The sequence below is a fragment of the Stenotrophomonas sp. STEN020 genome, assembly GCF_056760195.1.
This window is the reverse complement of sequence record NZ_JBRREI010000008.1, coordinates 34,032-49,197: the sequence shown is the minus strand read 5'-3', so window position 1 is coordinate 49,197 and position 15,166 is coordinate 34,032. Positions and strand designations below refer to the sequence as shown.

Annotated in this window: 19 protein-coding genes; 5 read left to right on the top strand and 14 right to left on the bottom strand. The window is 52.9% G+C overall.

The features are described from left to right. Nucleotides 1–101: 101 nt before the first annotated feature. Nucleotides 102–656, top strand: coding sequence for a hypothetical protein (locus tag ACVOLZ_RS05325; protein ID WP_481515330.1), 555 nt, complete (start codon nt 102–104; stop codon nt 654–656). A gap of 111 nt (nt 657–767) precedes the next feature. On the opposite strand, the gene ACVOLZ_RS05320 is transcribed toward ACVOLZ_RS05325, so the two are convergent. Then, the gene (locus ACVOLZ_RS05320; protein WP_481515329.1) at nt 768–2,087 is read right to left on the bottom strand and encodes an ankyrin repeat domain-containing protein; all 1,320 of its coding nucleotides are present in this window, start codon (nt 2,085–2,087) and stop codon (nt 768–770) included. 348 nt (nt 2,088–2,435) lie between these two features. On the opposite strand from ACVOLZ_RS05320, the gene ACVOLZ_RS05315 reads away from it, so the two are divergent. Continuing rightward, nucleotides 2,436–2,840 (top strand): hypothetical protein, encoded by a 405-nt coding sequence (locus ACVOLZ_RS05315; protein ID WP_481515328.1) that lies wholly within the window; start codon nt 2,436–2,438, stop codon nt 2,838–2,840. A 57-nt stretch (nt 2,841–2,897) separates the two neighbouring features. Here the strand turns inward: ACVOLZ_RS05315 and ACVOLZ_RS05310 are convergent, their stop codons facing one another. The 3 genes from ACVOLZ_RS05310 to ACVOLZ_RS05300 all read right to left on the bottom strand — a co-directional run bounded on the left by ACVOLZ_RS05310 (nt 2,898) and on the right by ACVOLZ_RS05300 (nt 4,796). Next, nucleotides 2,898–3,407 carry a hypothetical protein gene (locus ACVOLZ_RS05310; protein WP_481515327.1) on the bottom strand — a complete coding sequence of 170 codons (510 nt, stop codon included), beginning with the start codon at nt 3,405–3,407 and terminating at the stop codon, nt 2,898–2,900. Nucleotides 3,408–3,445: 38 nt separating this feature from the next. Further along, a complete protein-coding gene (locus tag ACVOLZ_RS05305) occupies nt 3,446–4,240 on the bottom strand; it encodes a hypothetical protein (protein WP_481515326.1) in 795 nt (264 codons plus the stop codon). 193 nt (nt 4,241–4,433) lie between these two features. Continuing rightward, nucleotides 4,434–4,796 carry a hypothetical protein gene (locus ACVOLZ_RS05300; RefSeq protein WP_481515325.1) on the bottom strand — a complete coding sequence of 121 codons (363 nt, stop codon included), beginning with the start codon at nt 4,794–4,796 and terminating at the stop codon, nt 4,434–4,436. A gap of 357 nt (nt 4,797–5,153) precedes the next feature. Between ACVOLZ_RS05300 and ACVOLZ_RS05295 the strand changes: the two genes are divergently transcribed. The 3 genes from ACVOLZ_RS05295 (at nt 5,154) to ACVOLZ_RS05285 (ending at nt 8,582) form a co-directional block, all read left to right on the top strand. Beyond that, nucleotides 5,154–5,786: a fimbrial biogenesis chaperone gene (locus ACVOLZ_RS05295; RefSeq protein WP_481515324.1), complete on the top strand. Its 633-nt coding sequence runs from the start codon at nt 5,154–5,156 to the stop codon at nt 5,784–5,786. Continuing rightward, nucleotides 5,783–8,017 (top strand): fimbria/pilus outer membrane usher protein, encoded by a 2,235-nt coding sequence (locus tag ACVOLZ_RS05290; RefSeq protein WP_481515323.1) that lies wholly within the window; start codon nt 5,783–5,785, stop codon nt 8,015–8,017. Before ACVOLZ_RS05295 ends, ACVOLZ_RS05290 begins: the two co-directional genes overlap by 4 nt. A gap of 70 nt (nt 8,018–8,087) precedes the next feature. Continuing rightward, the gene (locus ACVOLZ_RS05285; RefSeq protein ID WP_481515322.1) at nt 8,088–8,582 is read left to right on the top strand and encodes a hypothetical protein; all 495 of its coding nucleotides are present in this window, start codon (nt 8,088–8,090) and stop codon (nt 8,580–8,582) included. Nucleotides 8,583–8,640: 58 nt separating this feature from the next. Here ACVOLZ_RS05285 and ACVOLZ_RS05280 read toward each other — a convergent pair whose 3' ends face one another. From ACVOLZ_RS05280 to ACVOLZ_RS05235, 10 genes are all read right to left on the bottom strand, one after another. After that, complete coding sequence (locus ACVOLZ_RS05280; protein ID WP_481515321.1) at nt 8,641–9,120, bottom strand: hypothetical protein; 480 nt, start codon at nt 9,118–9,120, stop codon at nt 8,641–8,643. A gap of 8 nt (nt 9,121–9,128) precedes the next feature. Further along, complete coding sequence (locus tag ACVOLZ_RS05275; RefSeq protein WP_481515320.1) at nt 9,129–9,506, bottom strand: hypothetical protein; 378 nt, start codon at nt 9,504–9,506, stop codon at nt 9,129–9,131. Continuing rightward, entirely contained in the window at nt 9,506–9,652 is a 147-nt protein-coding gene (locus ACVOLZ_RS05270) for a hypothetical protein (protein WP_481515319.1), read from the bottom strand. The genes ACVOLZ_RS05275 and ACVOLZ_RS05270 overlap by 1 nt, the downstream gene beginning before the upstream one ends. Nucleotides 9,653–9,744: 92 nt before the next feature. Continuing rightward, complete coding sequence (locus ACVOLZ_RS05265) at nt 9,745–11,109, bottom strand: ankyrin repeat domain-containing protein (protein ID WP_481515318.1); 1,365 nt, start codon at nt 11,107–11,109, stop codon at nt 9,745–9,747. Between the two features lie 58 nt (nt 11,110–11,167). After that, on the bottom strand, nt 11,168–11,584 hold the full coding sequence (locus tag ACVOLZ_RS05260; protein WP_481515317.1) for a hypothetical protein: 417 nt from the start codon (nt 11,582–11,584) through the stop codon (nt 11,168–11,170). A 127-nt stretch (nt 11,585–11,711) separates the two neighbouring features. Then, nucleotides 11,712–12,197, bottom strand: coding sequence for an outer membrane lipoprotein (locus ACVOLZ_RS05255; protein ID WP_481515316.1), 486 nt, complete (start codon nt 12,195–12,197; stop codon nt 11,712–11,714). A gap of 59 nt (nt 12,198–12,256) precedes the next feature. Continuing rightward, complete coding sequence (locus ACVOLZ_RS05250) at nt 12,257–13,246, bottom strand: ArdC family protein (protein ID WP_481515315.1); 990 nt, start codon at nt 13,244–13,246, stop codon at nt 12,257–12,259. A 2-nt stretch (nt 13,247–13,248) separates the two neighbouring features. Continuing rightward, nucleotides 13,249–14,277 (bottom strand): ArdC-like ssDNA-binding domain-containing protein, encoded by a 1,029-nt coding sequence (locus tag ACVOLZ_RS05245; protein ID WP_481515314.1) that lies wholly within the window; start codon nt 14,275–14,277, stop codon nt 13,249–13,251. Further along, nucleotides 14,274–14,507 carry a hypothetical protein gene (locus ACVOLZ_RS05240; RefSeq protein ID WP_481515313.1) on the bottom strand — a complete coding sequence of 78 codons (234 nt, stop codon included), beginning with the start codon at nt 14,505–14,507 and terminating at the stop codon, nt 14,274–14,276. The genes ACVOLZ_RS05245 and ACVOLZ_RS05240 overlap by 4 nt, the downstream gene beginning before the upstream one ends. A 58-nt stretch (nt 14,508–14,565) precedes the next feature. Next, nucleotides 14,566–15,159, bottom strand: coding sequence for a hypothetical protein (locus tag ACVOLZ_RS05235; protein WP_481515312.1), 594 nt, complete (start codon nt 15,157–15,159; stop codon nt 14,566–14,568). Between the last annotated feature and the right edge of the window lie 7 nt (nt 15,160–15,166).

Below are 15,166 nucleotides of genomic sequence, written 5' to 3'. Positions count from 1 at the left end.
ATGAAGAAGTTGACAGTGCGCGTTGAGATGATAAAAAGACTATTCACACACCACGCGCAAAGCTGTTGTAAGCTCGCGAACAATCACAGGGAAGCATGCATATGAACTTGCTCGATAGCACCGGCCGCACAATCATCAGCAGCGGCCAGGACACGTCCAATTTAATCAAGGAAGCAACCCAGCGCGCTGAAGGCGCAAACGAACGTAAAAAGATCAAGCTTGACCAACAAGAGGAACGGTTGAGCAAACTTCAACACCGCAACGCGATGGAGAACGTGCGGACGATCCAAGAGCAAGCGCGTCTCATTGAAGAGCTGCAAAGCAAGCTGCGCCGCTCCGAATACAAACGGGAAGTTCTTCGCGATCTGGCGGCCGATATCGTCGTGGACCGCGCAACCATTATGCGCACACTGGATTTCCTCAAAAACAAGTGGGCAGGACCTACTGGCGAAAACGAATTTGACAACGACTTTGTGAGGGTGCAAAAAGAAGAGGAGGATAAAATTAACTCGGACATTGAGCGCCAAAACAAGGCCTACAAATTGGTGGACAATGTAAGTGCAAGCTGGTCCAATCCTGAGTCAGTACGCCGCCGCCGTCAGCCCAAACCACCATCCTCGGCCACACCCCCACCCATCCCGACCTCCAACACCTAAAGTGGCAATCCAAAAATAATTTAGCCCCGATTTCGGGGCTTTTTTGTCTGTATTTACGAAAGGATTGATAGACAAAAAGCCAGCGTTTCCGCCGGCCTTTTTTTTCGACGCTTAAATCTTTCGTTGTCGAGTGGGCCTTTCAACAGAAGTCGTCAATTCGCCCGACTCACCCAGCGATTTCATTATCGTTGACCTTTCCATAAGCGCCACGACATCGTCTTTTTCATACTCCTTAGCACGCTCCAGGGGTGTCCTACCACGATTATTGGCAGCGGAAGGATCCGCACCACTGTCCAAAAGCAGCTGAACCAAAGGCGCAGAGTTGGCGACGGCATAGTACAAGGGTCCGTTTCCGTACTGATCCTGACTCGCAACGTCAGCCCCACTTTTAATTAGGGATTCAGCAACCGAGCATTTTCGATCATGGGCAACTGAAGAGTCCATATCTCGCGAGACAGCATCCTTCTTTCGAGCGACATCCTGCATCCACGTCTTTGCATTTATCACCAACGCCAACGCATTTGTTTGTGAGAACATCCCATATTCCTTCTCGGACTCAATGTTAGGATCAGCCCCAGCATCTAGCAAGATATTGATGCGCTCTTCGTACACGCCTTCCGCGTCAATAATATGCGCGGCGGCCCGTGCCAAGTGCGCCCCAGTTGTCATGTCGGTGCCGAAACGGACCAGTGACTTCAAGTAGTCAACATTGGAATTTGCAACTGCAAGGTCCGCGACAGTACGGCCATCGGAATCTTTTACAGCAGTGTCGAGCCCAGCCGCCAGCAGGATGTCAAGGCACTCCGGAGAACTCTTTAAAACGATTTTACCATGCGCCAGCGGTGTCGATCCATTTCTATCTTCATTGGGATCCGCGCCCTGGGCTATGAGCGCTTTCAATGTGTACGGGTTGGAAGTCTGGTTAAGGTCTTTCGATGAAAAGCTCACTCCAGTCTGAGCCATGTGCTCAACCAACTCCGTTGTATCGCCTTCATATCTCCACATGTTGACGCGAACCTTTCCTGTAGCGTCTCCTCCAGCCTTCACCAGCGTCATCGCCTTTTCAGCCGATGACGCCGCTTCAGTAATACTGGTTGATGCATCAAAGTCAGATTCGCCGTACAGTCCTGATGTCGAGACTTCATGATTCAATTCCGCACCGAGATCCAGAAGCACGCGCATATTATCGCTGGACACCTCTGGATCTTTAGACGCCAAGCCCAAGGCGGTGCTCCTGATATTGCTAATGTCGTTGATGCTTGTTGAGGCACTCAAGCTGTATTGCTGGTCAATTGGCAGACCAACAAAGAAAGCTTTTACGTCATCGGGCGTGCCAGTCTTTAGCACGGCCATAACGTCCTCAGCGGTCGCTTCGCGCTGAACAGTTGTATTTATGGTGTCGCCGTGGGCGGTGTTCGTGATGTCTTTCATGGGGGGGGGCATCCTTGTTGAGTAAACTGAACTCAGCAAAGCAGACTTTGGCTCACTGTCAATACGTCCAATGCATTCACATAATCCATCATAAGCGCAGCTTGCGACCCGTTATAAATGTTGACGCGCGCTCCGGTCGTGACGGCCGCGCTTGTCGTTAGTGTGGCAGGGACGGCGCGCAAGAACTCGCCAGTGTCGCTGATCGATGCCCGAATTAAGTGTGAGGTTGTTAGCCGGGCACTGACGTTCTAAGATTGAGCCCACAAGTGCACAAACAGCCATACGGTGCACACGGGAGACGGACCCACGGGGTCCTTCTATTTATGGATGTGGATTTGGAGAGGAAACGTGATCAAAAAAAAGGGCTTTTGGCTCAGTGGATATCGTTTAGCATTGGCGTCGTTTGCTGTCCTTCTGGTCGGCTGTGGATCGCAGTCAACGCCGACCTCTACACGCCAACCTTCCTTACCGACCAAAACTTACACGCCTGCTGAGTTGAAGCGGATGATATCGGTCGGCAGATATCCTGAGCAGCATGCCCCCTCCGCACAAAGCCAAAGCATGGCATTTCGGGATTGCGCAGCAAAGGTCAAATCGTCAGTCAGTTCGGTGAAAGAAAATTACCCGGCAGAGATCGTTGTAGACACGCCAATTATGGTGCTAGGGAAAATCTGGACTAATGACGGCGCGATTACGCTGACGTGCAGTGAGCCTGATTCGTCTCTGGTAATAACAAATGCAAAGTACCGCTAGATAAACATTCAGTAATTCCCCCGAGCGCAGCCGACTCAGCGTCGACTGCTCTTGGATCTATTTACTGAAAAGCGCCTTACCAAGGGCTACGTCCTCACTCATGTAGCTTCTTCGAGCCATGTCCCGCTTACCCATCTCATCCCGTGCGAAATCCCGAATGACCGGCTCCTGGTCCTTCTCTCCTTCAATCAACACAGCCAATTCCGCCAACTCATCCTCGTTGGCTGAGCGCAACCCATGAGCTTTCAATCGCTTCGTATAATTTTCAATAAGCAGATACGCGTTCTTGAAGCTATCTTCATACGCTGCACGGTCTGGCGCAACATATTGGCTCAGATGGGCTGGCGTATTCCACCACTTCATGAACTCCAAAGCGCGCAGAAGATAGGAGGGCTCGACCAGTGAATTAACCAAATCAGGGGTGATTAAATCCCCCTCGCCTTCATAAAAAACACTCCACTTGCCCGAAGGCAGTGGAGTTTTCAGATACACAATGAGTGAACCGTCTGAGTGGTTCTCGAAGCGTGTAACACCGAACTTGATTTGCAGATATCTGAATGAGTACATAAATTCCCCCAACTGGTGACAACTCAACAGATATCAAATCATTTTCTTTTGTCAAGCTCACCGGCATAGCGCTTGATAACTATTTTCATATAGTCCGAATTTGCGAGCGCTTTGCGGATCACGTAACTGTAGATCTCGTGCAATTGAACATGGTTGTCTTGGGCCAACTGACGCATGGCCGCAACGGGATGATTGGCAAACGCCACTTGAGACAAGTACATGGATCGGGGCGTACCGCCGAACAAGACCCGGTCGCTGTCCAATAGATAAAAGCGCAACTGCATGGCATCAAATTCGTCGCGGTCAAACACTGGATGTGCGATGAAATCTGCAACAACTGCGCCCACCAGCGACGACATATTGCATTTGCATTGCTTTCCCCACGCCTTCATCAGCTTCACGTTCTGCTCCGTCTCATGCAGACGAATGGACGTTTTGGCTTGTGCTTTCGCACCCACCACCGATGCTTCAGACCCCATAGCATTGCGCACGATATAGCGCATCAGTTCGCTCGGCTGCACACCATTACCGTACGCCAATTCTTTGAACTGAACAACGAACATTGGATCGTTTTTCAAACTGCACACAAACGACGTGCGTTGTTCCAACTCAGGAGACGAACGGATTTTTCGTGTGGGATGTCGCGCGCAGTTCAATCGCTCGAACTCTTTTTGAACGACATGCGGCTTTGCAATGAATGCATCCAACTGCGTTCGCAGCCAGGTGGTTACATGCATACCTTCTCGTGCAGCAATCGCTTTAATGGCGTCCGCGTTGTGTTGCGTCTCATACACTGAGGGCAAGCGACAGCCTTTCATCCGTTCTATTTTCACAAATCCTCCGATCACAGGTCTTTAAACCACCACTAAATCAGATTGTCGGACGCTGTCAATGTCACGGGAAAGGGATTAGAGCCCGCAGGGGCGCGACCGTGGCGCGCGGCAAAGCCCTCAAGCGCGGTGTCCGACGGACATTACCCAAAACAACAGAAATCCCCAATAGATGGGCATTCAGATATGTGGGCAGTCACAGATTTTTTCGAATGATATAGCGCAATAATTCAGGGCACGAGATCTTGTACTGCGCAGCCAAATCTTTAAAAGCACAATTGGTTGGAACAGAGTCCATCACCCGACTCAAGTACTCTGATCGGGCTTCTCCCCTGCCCCACAAACGCCCAGGGCGAGCCCGAGCTGCATTTAAAGCTGCGAATTCATCGCAATCAAAAGAGGGGCTGGCAATAAAATCCCAAACAAATCCTCGCATCACGTGGCTTACTGGCACATCTTCAGCTTGAGCTAGAGCCTCTAGGGCATTCTTGTATTCACGCGTTTCTTTGAGGTCAGGATAAGGAACCAACTTCCCCATAATGTTTTCAGGCGATTTCATTAGAGCCCCTTTGTTACCAAATATTCCTTCTTTGTCATTAAGCAGGCCTCACCCGACCAGCAATCCATCCTCATGTAGCGAATATTGATGCCACCCTTTATCAAGTACTTGTGCACGCCAATATTGAACCAATAGTAGTTGCCATTGCACCCAAGCCATTTGTAATATCTGTTGCGCATATTTTCCCCTTTCCTGAGTTTTCATCAAAGCAGAGAACCGACGCTTGTCAAGGGTGCTTATAGTCCTAAGCACTAAATACCCAAGGCCGCGAGAGGGATATTGCTTTTAATCCAACCCGCTATTGACAAAATCATATATTTTGCTTTGATGAAGTGATCAATTCATCGGGGAAATACAATGTTCAAATCACGTATTGCAATCGCCTTTTGCATCTTTTTGTGTGGCAGTGCGCACGCCGTTTCCATCTCGCCAGCGGCCATTGTTTACACCGGCAATGAAAAGAGCGGTGTCCTCAACATTGACAACTCGGAAGGAACCACGGCAGTGACGTACCGCATTAGTGCATTGGAAGTCACGGTGAGCGGCGGCACTCAAGTTCGTACGCAAAGCGATAAAATTCGCTTCGCCCCGGCGTTGGTCACGGTGCAGCCGGGAAAATCGCAAGCCGTACGTTTTCTGCGCCGTGATCTTGGTGCGGCCGAACAGGTGTACCGCGTCAAGATGACGCAGCAACTTGATCCAGCACTGAAGACTGTTCAAACACCCGTGCATCAGGACTTATCGTGGATCTGGCGTCCTGAAGGCGCGCAACCGCGTTTGAGTGCGCGATGGGACAGCAACGGCTGGACCGTAAGCAACACCGGCAATGCGACCGCTCAGCTTGTCTCTCCCACTGCGGGGGGCAAGGTTGTTCCAGGCTTGTTGGATTACGTGCTGCCGGGTGAAACCCGCACCTTTAAATTGGGTCTGCCGCGCGAAGCCGTACGTGCGACCGTCAACGGCAAGATCACTGAGATCACCGACAAATGACAATCTACGCTACAGCATGGGCTGTGGCGTTGGCTTTAAGTTTGACCGCACCAACTTACGCTCACGCTTCAGAACCCACTACCACACTTGCAGCCATCTCTTTAAACGGCCGAGCGGTCAGTGTTGTGGAAGAGATTGTTCTCCAAGACGATGGAGTGTTGCTCCCACGCTCGCGTTGGGAAGAATTTGGGGTGATTGTTCCCAAGACTTTGGGAAGCGGGCTAATCAACAGCACACAATTGTCCGCGACGGTTGCTTTTGATGAAGCCAAACAAGCCTATTTCATTACGGTACCAGCCAAGTTTTTGCCTAAACAGACGTTCGCGTCGCACACATATTTGAACACCAACGTGAGCCGTAGCGCGCGCGGCGTGATGCTTGGATACGACATATCGTCAGCGCAAACCCAAGGCAATACGTTTGCGTCGCTGGGCTACCAGCTCCAATCCAATATGTTCAGCGGTTCGCTGTTCTACACCGCACAGTACAACACGACGCCAAGCGGCTCAGAACACACGCGCGCACTCACCACTTGGACAAAGGATCTGTACAACATTCACGCCGTGGTACAAGTGGGTGATGTCTTCAGCACGCCCCGCAACGCGGCGTTGGGTGGGACGGTCAATCTGGCTGGTGTTCGCGTCGGCTCTGACGCGGCTTTGCACGGTGCGCCGCTGTACCCCGTTCCGCTCCTGGGTGGCGTGGCCGACACCCGCTCCACCGCTGAGATCCTGTTGAACGATGTCGGCTCACACAAAACGCCGTTGGAGCCAGGCCCCTACCAATTTTCCAATATGCCTTACCGCAATGGGTTGAACGATGTGTCGCTGAGGGTTCGCGATGAATTCGGGCGCGAGAGCTTCACCACACGCAGTGTGTACGTTCTCCCCGCGTCTCTGCGGCAAGGGGCGCACGAATGGGAATTGCAGGCAGGATTGGTGCGCAACGACAACACAGGCGACGATTACGGACGCATGGCGGTGTCGGGGTTCTACGCACGGGGCCTGACGGATCGTTGGACGATGACATCAAGCGCTCAGTTCGCTGCGGGCCGTTCCAATATTGTCCTGGGCAACATGTGGAACATGGGGCGCTTTGGGGCCGTAACCTTGGACCTCGCCAAGGGTGGTCAGGGAAACGGCTACACGGTCGCGTACGAGAGGCGCAGCCGCTACTGGTCGGTGTCGGCCAGTCATACGCAGATGTCGGACGACTACTGGTGGCAAGGCGACATACGAGGATCCAGTGTCCGCGCTCTTCAGGCCACTTCGGTCAGCGGAAGCGTGACCAACGGGCGCGCCACTGCCAGCCTTTCGTACACCGATATTGGCTACGCAAACGGCCGTGAGCGCCAACTGATAGCCGCCCGCGCGCGCTACCGGCTGTCGTCCAAAAATGAATTGAGCCTGTTCGCGAGCGTGGAGCAGTCCACCGGAGACAAAGAGGTCATGTTGGGGTGGCGTCACCGCTTTGATGGCAACACAACGGGGTACCTCACAGCACGTGCCGCGCCGGAGATCACCTACAACGCCCAGCTCAACGGATCAGGCACTTTGGCTGGGGTTCCGTACACGTGGGGTGCGTCCAACACCGACACTGGCTCGGGACGCACAACATACGCCAGCGGGCGCGCGCAGCTTTCCACGGTGGAACTGGGGTTGAGCGCTTCCAGCGGCGACTACAAGGAAACCCAACTTAGTGCACGCGGTGGTCTGTGGATTGGGCAAGGTGGAGTCGTTCCCACCCGCATGTCGTACGGGTCGTGGGCAGTGGTGCGCGTGCCAGGTCAACCCAACGTCAAGCTGGTGGCCGGTGGTCGGCGCGTTACGACAAACCGCAACGGCACGGCCATCGTTGCCGACTTGCCGAGCCTGATGGAAAACGACGTTTCAATTGACGCACTGACATTGGACCAATCCATCGAAGTGGATGGCTTAAAAAATACCGTCGTCGCGCCGAGAAATGGCGGTGTGGACGTGCTGTTTGCCACAAAAGCCAACACAATCCGGCAATACCAACTGATGTTGAACGGCGCGCCCTATGCGCCAAAATCATTGACTTATAAAAACGCGCCGGTTGCGGTCGGCAGTGATGGAGTGTTCGTTCTGAGCAACCCTATCCCAGGTGAATACATTTACGCACAGGGGACAACAGAATGCTCAGCGGAAATACAAGCCAATTCAGACCCATACGAAATCGTAAAAATTGACTGCAAAGGCATTGACAGCTAAAAACTTTTTGCGATGATAAATTCAGCGGCCATTTCCGGCCGCTCCATTAAACATACCATTAGGAGTTTTCATGTTAAAAACAGCAGCAATTGCCACATCTTTAATTTTAGCCGTCGGATCCGCCCATGCCGCCACTTCAGTATCAATCCCCGTGCAGGTCAACGTATCTGCCGAATGCGAGATCAGAAATTTTAACGGAGGATCAGTGATCGATGTCTCTTTATCCTCATCAGGCAAACAGATCGGCGGCGCTGTCTTTGTCACCTGCAATGATCAGTTGCCGTACAAATTGGAAGCTGACACGAACGCAGCAGGCCAAATTACAGTGACCGACGACAACACTGGCAAAGATTATCCCGTCAAGGTCACCCAAGGCTCGGGCATGGGCACCACCACAGTGTTCAGTACGGACGCAAACGGCGGTGCCATTTCCGGTATAGGCACTGGAACCAGCACGAGCCACCAATTCCAGTTGGGCTTCAACAACGATTTTTCACAAGGCGCGCCTAAGATGCCACAAGCTGGCGTGTACGTCGGATCGTTGGACATCACCGTTGTCTACTGAGCAAAGTTTAAAACGAATAGAGGCCGCATTGCGGCCTTTATTTATGGGCTATTTCACCTCACATCCTGCGCTGTTTGCTTGAGATGTCACTCCTCGCCAACTGAGCGTAGATCCTACGCGCCTGCAGCTCAGCCTCGCGGTTGAGATGTGCTTCAAGCAACGCGGCGACTTTCCAACACTGCACGGCGCGTGCTGTGGTGTACGCGCTGATCACTTCGTTTTTTGGCATTCCTTCCTTGAGCAAATGGCTGAGCACCTCCATCACTTGCGAAGACTCTTCGCCCGACAGAAACGCTTCTTTGCATGCCATCCAAATGGCATCCTGGGGCAAGCGGATTTTGTACGAGACTATCAAACGTAAGGTGTCCAACGTGTGCTTTGAATTGCGAATGAGCATGCGTTCAAAAGTTTTAGCCACACTGCACTCAAGTCGATGGGGACAGGCGTGCTTGATGTAGTCAATGAGTTGCGCCGTGTCGCTTGCTGTCACAGTTGCCGCCATCAACGCGTCAACACTGTGCATTCGTCTTTTAGCCATACAACCTCCTAAAATCGATTGAAAAGTTCGAGCAGCGCGTATCCTGTGCCCACCATGAAAATACCTGTGGCCGCAGACATTGCTACAAGTGTCAGCCACTGATTGCCGATCAACTGGACCACTTGCAAACCCGCCCCTAAGGAAAAGGCCAGCACAATCTTTATGGCCGCAATTCCAATGAACACATACGCGCTGTCATAGCAACAGCCCAAACAGACGCGGGTCAGTCCAAACATGCAGTACAGGGGCACGGCTGTGCTCAGAAGGTTGATCACACTTCCGATCCATCTGCGTTGCAATCCGTGCACCAATGCTGTGCCGACGAAATAGCATGCTGACAAACTCAGCAAAACCAGCATTCCCGTCATGTCGGACCACGTGAACATCAGTGGGCCCGCTCACGTATATCGTGAAGAGCGGATTGAATCATCTCGACCTTCTCTTGGGCCAGCGGAAGGTACGAATAGAGGAAAAAAGGCAGTCCCAAAAACAGAGTGTAGGTGGCGGCGCATTTCATGATTTGTTTGTACATTGGATAACTCCTGTGCTGTGCATATCCAATAAAACAAATAAATTGATTTTGTCAACACCCACAAAAAAGCCCCGCGTGAGCAGGGCCGTTGTTTACAATCCAACTTTCCGCTTGGGCGGGGGGTCATCATTCTTGTTTTTGAGGATGTCCGCCAACTGGTCTTTAAGAGTTGATTTTTGCTTGCTCGCCAACACCACTTGAATCGCGGCCTTTGTGTCTGGATTGCTACATTTAAAAGAGATGGACTCCGGACTTATTCCATCATCATTTACTGCCATAGGATTAGCTCCGGCATTCACCAAAATCTCAACGCCGTCCAAAACGCATGTCGATATTGCATCGGCCATCACATGATGCAGCGGCGTGTCGCCGCGCATGTCTTGAATGTTGACATCCTCCGAATGATCGACAATGAGCTCCAACGCCCTGAAGTTGACGCTTTTCGAAGCAACGAACAGTGCGTGATCATCACGACCAATTTGCAACGGGCCATCTTGATCAAGCCAACGCGCAACGAAATCATAATGGCTGTGCCTGATTGCGACATTAAGCGGATTGAAAAACGACTTAACACGATACTCCTTAATGGAAAGACCCATCCAATACAGAGCATCTGTGGCCAAGTCTCTATCATCATGGTGGCGACGGATAGCCGTCTCCAAGGACCTACAACACGCTTTTATCTGTGGCTTTCGTGGGCGGACTCCATGCTTTGCCATAAGCACCGCCACCTGCGACGAATATGTTCGGTCAAACACGGTGGGGTCTTTGTTTTGGATTGCTTTGACGTGTGTGGTGACGGCCCTGTCGCGTGCACAAGCCAAAGTCAGATTGGTCAGCAGGTCGTCACTGGCACCACAGCGCTTGAACAGCCGCTCCATCACCGCGACCGTGTTTGGGCACGACGCATAGGAACCCACACCCTGCCCCATGGAAATGCACTCGGAAATAACGGCTTCAATTTTTTCGAGATAATTCAGTGGACGCCCAATGAGGATCTCCAAAGCGTTGAAGCCACCGTCAAAGGTTCGCCCTGGAATGTACGAGCGCTCCTCAATCGCCAAGAAGATCGGCAGTTCGCCAACCCTCAAACCGTAGTCCACAACGTGATCGGTGAGCTCGGCAAAGGTCAAGATGAGTTCAAACACAACCAGATTGTTCTGATTGATTGCTTCAATCAAGAGCAACGCGTCACGCTCGGGGGTGCTCCCATCCTGCTTGTACTGACGCAAAAGCAGGCGGAACAGAGTTTCACCGCAGCTAATAGACTGGATCAAGGCATCGAAGGTGTAGCCGCTTGTGACATACGGCAGAGCGCCTTGCTGATCTTTACGCATCAGAGCCAACGAGAGCTTGGACTTTTCAGAGGCGTATTGATCGGTCGGTGCATCCGACACGCGCTTGCCAAACAGAATCCTGTAGAGCTCCACTTGCTCTTTGTTAAAATGCGAGCCCATTGGAATTCACCTTAAAAAAAAAGCCCCCGATTTCTCGGGGGCGTGTCGCTAAATTTAATTACAGTGCAACGTACAGCGGCTTACCGTCGGCAAGCAATTTCTTGCCCTCTGCCGAATTTTCAAACTCCTCAAGAAGCTTCGGCTTGCGGCCCTTTCCACTGTAACGGAATTCGGTCTTCTCACCACCGGCCAGACGTGCATTCGGCGTGGTATCGCGCGGCCCCTTGGCTGCGCCGCTGCCGTTGGGCTTGCGGCCACGCTTCGCGCCCGGTGCGGGCGGCGGCAAAACGTATGCGCCAACCAAGCTCTTCTGCTCATCACTCAGATAGCCGGAGAAGCCGTCGAGAAGCTTGATGATCTCATTGAAAACGTTGGTGGCTTCCTTGGTCCGTTCCACCTTCATCTGATCCCTCAGCTTCTGAGTGGCCTTCTCAGATTCCGCGATCTGCTTTTCGAGTTCCGACAAAGTCGCCATTGCGCATTTCCTTTAGTAAGAAGTCACCAATGGCGCGTGCCCTTGGCGTAGGGCAAATGTACATCATCGCAAATTCGCAATGCAAGCTTTTTTGAGGATTTCATAAGACATTTGCACCACGAGCGGATTAGTGCCCATATCCTGTAATGGGGACGACCCGGATATCACGGCCCTTGCCGGTCAACAACACCCGCTGCCCCTGCTGTACATGCATGTCATCGTCCTGGACAACGGATATGACCTCGCTGCGTCCCCGGTTGTCGGTGGTGCGCACGAATATTTCCACTCCACGCCGACCGCTCATCCCCCGTTGGGCCGCAGATCCAACCGCCCCACCTGCGGTGGTGCCAACAATCCGCGCAACACGCCGGGTATCGCGGTGATCAATACTTTGGGCCGCAGCCGCACCAATCGCAGCGCCAATGGCCGTACCAGCGTTGAGCTTGGATCGGTTGTCAATTTGAACGCTGCGAACCATCACCACCACGCCCTCTTGTATGTTGCGGGCGGTCAAAGCCTGATCGCGTGAGTAGTTGTAAGAAGAGGTGTTGGACCCAGCCCAAACCCCAGGCGTGGCCGCCACTAAAAGTGCAATCAGTAAAATATTTTTCATAAACGACCCCGTGTCAATAATGCTTTCATACAAGCAAATATTTGGACACTGTCAACACCTTACGACAAGATCGCCTGCTGCTGGGAACGCCCCTCCCTACTTCGCTCCACCAATCCCGGCTCTACTCCTGTTATTTCCAGATCCCGTTCAATCATCGGTTCGCGGCTAAGCCGCTCGATGTTGTAAAAGGTCGCGATTTTTTCGGCCGTGCTGAATGCCTGGAAGATCAGGTTGTGATCGCCCTTCAAGGCCGTGATCCACGATTGCAGGTAGGCGATATGATTGCCGGGGTCAAATTGGGCATCCATTTCCAATCCCAAGCGATCCTGGACCAGCATTGAGAAGATCTCTGCGTTGAGTTCTTCAAGGGCGTACTCAGGTGTTCCAAAGCGTCCCTTCATGGGACGGTCCATCCGCGAGGGATGGCCGCTTGCGTGTCCAATTTCATGAATTGCCGTGGACAGATATCCCGACTGAGAGTGAAACAACTCCCGCACCGGCAGATGGATGCGGTCTGTCGCAACGTTGTAGTACGCGTCGTTCCCGCCGTCATGGCGGATCTCCACCCCGCAGGTCGCCAGCAATTCCTCAGCGCGGGCGTGACGCCATTGGACAGGCTTGAGTTCCAGCTCCTCGCGCAACGGAAGCCCGTCGCATTGGTCAACGTTGAACACGCTCCAGGTCATCGGGAGTATTTTGGGCACGCCGTTGCGGTCCAGGACGACTTCACCTGTGATCTTGTCCTTGACTTGCAGCACGAAGGGTACGGGTGTTGCGCTTTGTCCCTTGCGGACGAACCCACCCAGTTCCCGCGCTTGCTTGTACGTCAACCACGCGTTGCTCGCGAAACCATGGATGTGCTGTTGAACAATCAACGACAACACGTTCGAGCCGGTGTAGGTGCGTCCGGTGGAGAAGTTGAACGGAAGCATCCCCATCGATTGCGTTGCGTCGCGCTTCCACACTTGCCGCCATGGGATGGTGCCGCCTTCCATCAGTTCGATAATCTTTTCAGCGGTGATCTTCTTGTTGTCGTCGGTTTTGCTCATCGTCACGCGCCCATGCTTTGTTCGAGCTTTTTGCGCACGCCACGCTTCACTTTGGCCGCCACCTCGGGTTTGGGTGAGTCGGACACGTGAACGACAACAAGCGGATCAAAGGTCTGAGCACGCTCCTCAAATCCAGGCTCGATCTGCGGCTGGTTGTCCAGTTGTCGGGCGGGAACTGGCGTCAATATGTGCTCCGGAAGCTTCATGTTGGCGGTGATGGCGGACGCATCCGCCCACGCCGACTCAAGCTCGCGCCAGTTGGGTTGGGTCTGGATATAACGATCCTCCCAGCCAGATGGGTCACGCTCGTAACCAACGCCCAGTCGTGCTGCGGCTTGTAAGCACGTCAGTTGAACGCGCAGGCGGTACTGACTGTCGGCGTCGCCAGGTTCATGGGCCCGCTGTGGACCGCCACTGTGCGCCGCAGCCCACTCGGTGATGGCGTACAAGGCATCGGTGTAGTACTGCTCCGCCCCATGAGCCGAACGCACCGCGTAGTGGCTTTTGGGCTCAATGTAGATGGTGTCGTTTTCGTGGCTGTAGTACGGCAGGTTCTGTGGGTCTTCGCTGAACGCTACGCCCAAACTTTGGATGTACGCATCCAGTCGTTTGTAACGTTCGGCCGGGAGTTCAACGGTTCTCTCAAGAGGCGGCAGATTTTTGATCTGATCACCGTTGAACATCGGCGCGACTGCCGACTTGTATTGATCGGGGTTGGCAGCTTCTGCGTACAACCGCTCAGTGCGCACCAGCGCTTTTTCGCCCTTGCGGATGAAGTAGCCCAAGCGGTTGAGTTGCGCTGTGGTGAACCAGCGCGGATCTGTGAAGCCGAACGCGCCCGAAGCCGTCATCAACTGTATGGCTTTCACACCTTGGAAGGTTCTTCCTGTGATCCCGTAGGGAAGCCCGCCAATCAGGGGCAAGGGCTTTTCAATCCCAATGAATTCGGATTGAAGAAAGGATGTGCGTTCTTTTAGCGAACGGTAGAACATGGCGGCGGCTTGCTGTTTGAGTTCGTCGGTCGCGCTCATGAGGGTCTCCTGGTCAGGGTGATACTCAATCCGTCTTCCAACGCCTGATGGAGCAACGCCAACACCGAATCGATTGTGTGCAGATGGTGCGTGTTGTCGTCAAAATTAGCGTGCAGCTTTATGACAGCCTCGTTGGGGCTGTCTTGAATAACAGTGAAGCGCTCAGACGCGCGCAAGATGTCGTTAACATCTTCATCGTCAAAGTCGGGTGGACTGATGTATGCGGACATATTTGCTTCCAATCAAAAGATACCCATTAGTAAAAATGGGATCTTGAGAATGTCAAGCTCACCCAAACAGGTCCATGCTGCGTTCGCGCTCGCGCATTTGTGCGTAGGCTTTGGAAAGCAACAAACGTTGCTCTCCGCTGCGCAACTCGATCTTGTCCGTGCCCACATCATAGTATTCATCTCCACCGGGCAAATGGAACACCGCCACCCCTTGATCAATGGAGTGAAGTTCAATTGGTTGGAAGGTATTGAATCCAATCACTCCAATGGCCGTCTTGTCGTCAAGATTGAAGCGTTCGCGGATACGCTGACAGTGCAGGCCCGTGAGCCACGGGTTGATGATGGGAATGCTTAAATCCATCAAATCGCACACGTCTTGCGAAAGACTCAAGCGTTTGACGGGATCGCCAAATTCAGTCCCTCCCAATATCGAGCGGCCCAATTGATTGCGTACAGAGCCCAATTGACCAAGCAGCACCGCTTGACCGCTCTTACGCATCGCCAACTCAAAGTTCAAACCGGTGAGTTCTTCGTACAACGCCACGGCCTGTCGCAAGACATCGGGGTTGCGATCATGGTTGTACTGTTTCATTGTGCGCGCCGCATCAATGATGATTTGCTTGCGCGTTTCGTTGTCATCGAAAAACCACATGTCCGCC

Bases quoted from the DNA above. Each gene is read 5' to 3' on its own strand.
- ACVOLZ_RS05325 (WP_481515330.1), top strand. From the start codon at position 102: ATGAACTTGCTCGATAGCACCGGCCGCACAATCATCAGCAGCGGCCAG.
- ACVOLZ_RS05320 (WP_481515329.1), bottom strand. From the start codon at position 2,087: ATGAAAGACATCACGAACACCGCCCACGGCGACACCATAAATACAACT.
- ACVOLZ_RS05310 (WP_481515327.1), bottom strand. From the start codon at position 3,407: ATGTACTCATTCAGATATCTGCAAATCAAGTTCGGTGTTACACGCTTC.
- ACVOLZ_RS05300 (WP_481515325.1), bottom strand. From the start codon at position 4,796: ATGAAATCGCCTGAAAACATTATGGGGAAGTTGGTTCCTTATCCTGAC.
- ACVOLZ_RS05295 (WP_481515324.1), top strand. From the start codon at position 5,154: ATGTTCAAATCACGTATTGCAATCGCCTTTTGCATCTTTTTGTGTGGC.
- ACVOLZ_RS05290 (WP_481515323.1), top strand. From the start codon at position 5,783: ATGACAATCTACGCTACAGCATGGGCTGTGGCGTTGGCTTTAAGTTTG.
- ACVOLZ_RS05285 (WP_481515322.1), top strand. From the start codon at position 8,088: ATGTTAAAAACAGCAGCAATTGCCACATCTTTAATTTTAGCCGTCGGA.
- ACVOLZ_RS05280 (WP_481515321.1), bottom strand. From the start codon at position 9,120: ATGGCTAAAAGACGAATGCACAGTGTTGACGCGTTGATGGCGGCAACT.
- ACVOLZ_RS05275 (WP_481515320.1), bottom strand. From the start codon at position 9,506: ATGTTCACGTGGTCCGACATGACGGGAATGCTGGTTTTGCTGAGTTTG.
- ACVOLZ_RS05270 (WP_481515319.1), bottom strand. From the start codon at position 9,652: ATGTACAAACAAATCATGAAATGCGCCGCCACCTACACTCTGTTTTTG.
- ACVOLZ_RS05265 (WP_481515318.1), bottom strand. From the start codon at position 11,109: ATGGGCTCGCATTTTAACAAAGAGCAAGTGGAGCTCTACAGGATTCTG.
- ACVOLZ_RS05260 (WP_481515317.1), bottom strand. From the start codon at position 11,584: ATGGCGACTTTGTCGGAACTCGAAAAGCAGATCGCGGAATCTGAGAAG.
- ACVOLZ_RS05255 (WP_481515316.1), bottom strand. From the start codon at position 12,197: ATGAAAAATATTTTACTGATTGCACTTTTAGTGGCGGCCACGCCTGGG.
- ACVOLZ_RS05250 (WP_481515315.1), bottom strand. From the start codon at position 13,246: ATGAGCAAAACCGACGACAACAAGAAGATCACCGCTGAAAAGATTATC.
- ACVOLZ_RS05245 (WP_481515314.1), bottom strand. From the start codon at position 14,277: ATGAGCGCGACCGACGAACTCAAACAGCAAGCCGCCGCCATGTTCTAC.
- ACVOLZ_RS05240 (WP_481515313.1), bottom strand. From the start codon at position 14,507: ATGTCCGCATACATCAGTCCACCCGACTTTGACGATGAAGATGTTAAC.
- ACVOLZ_RS05235 (WP_481515312.1), bottom strand. From the start codon at position 15,159: ATGTGGTTTTTCGATGACAACGAAACGCGCAAGCAAATCATCATTGAT.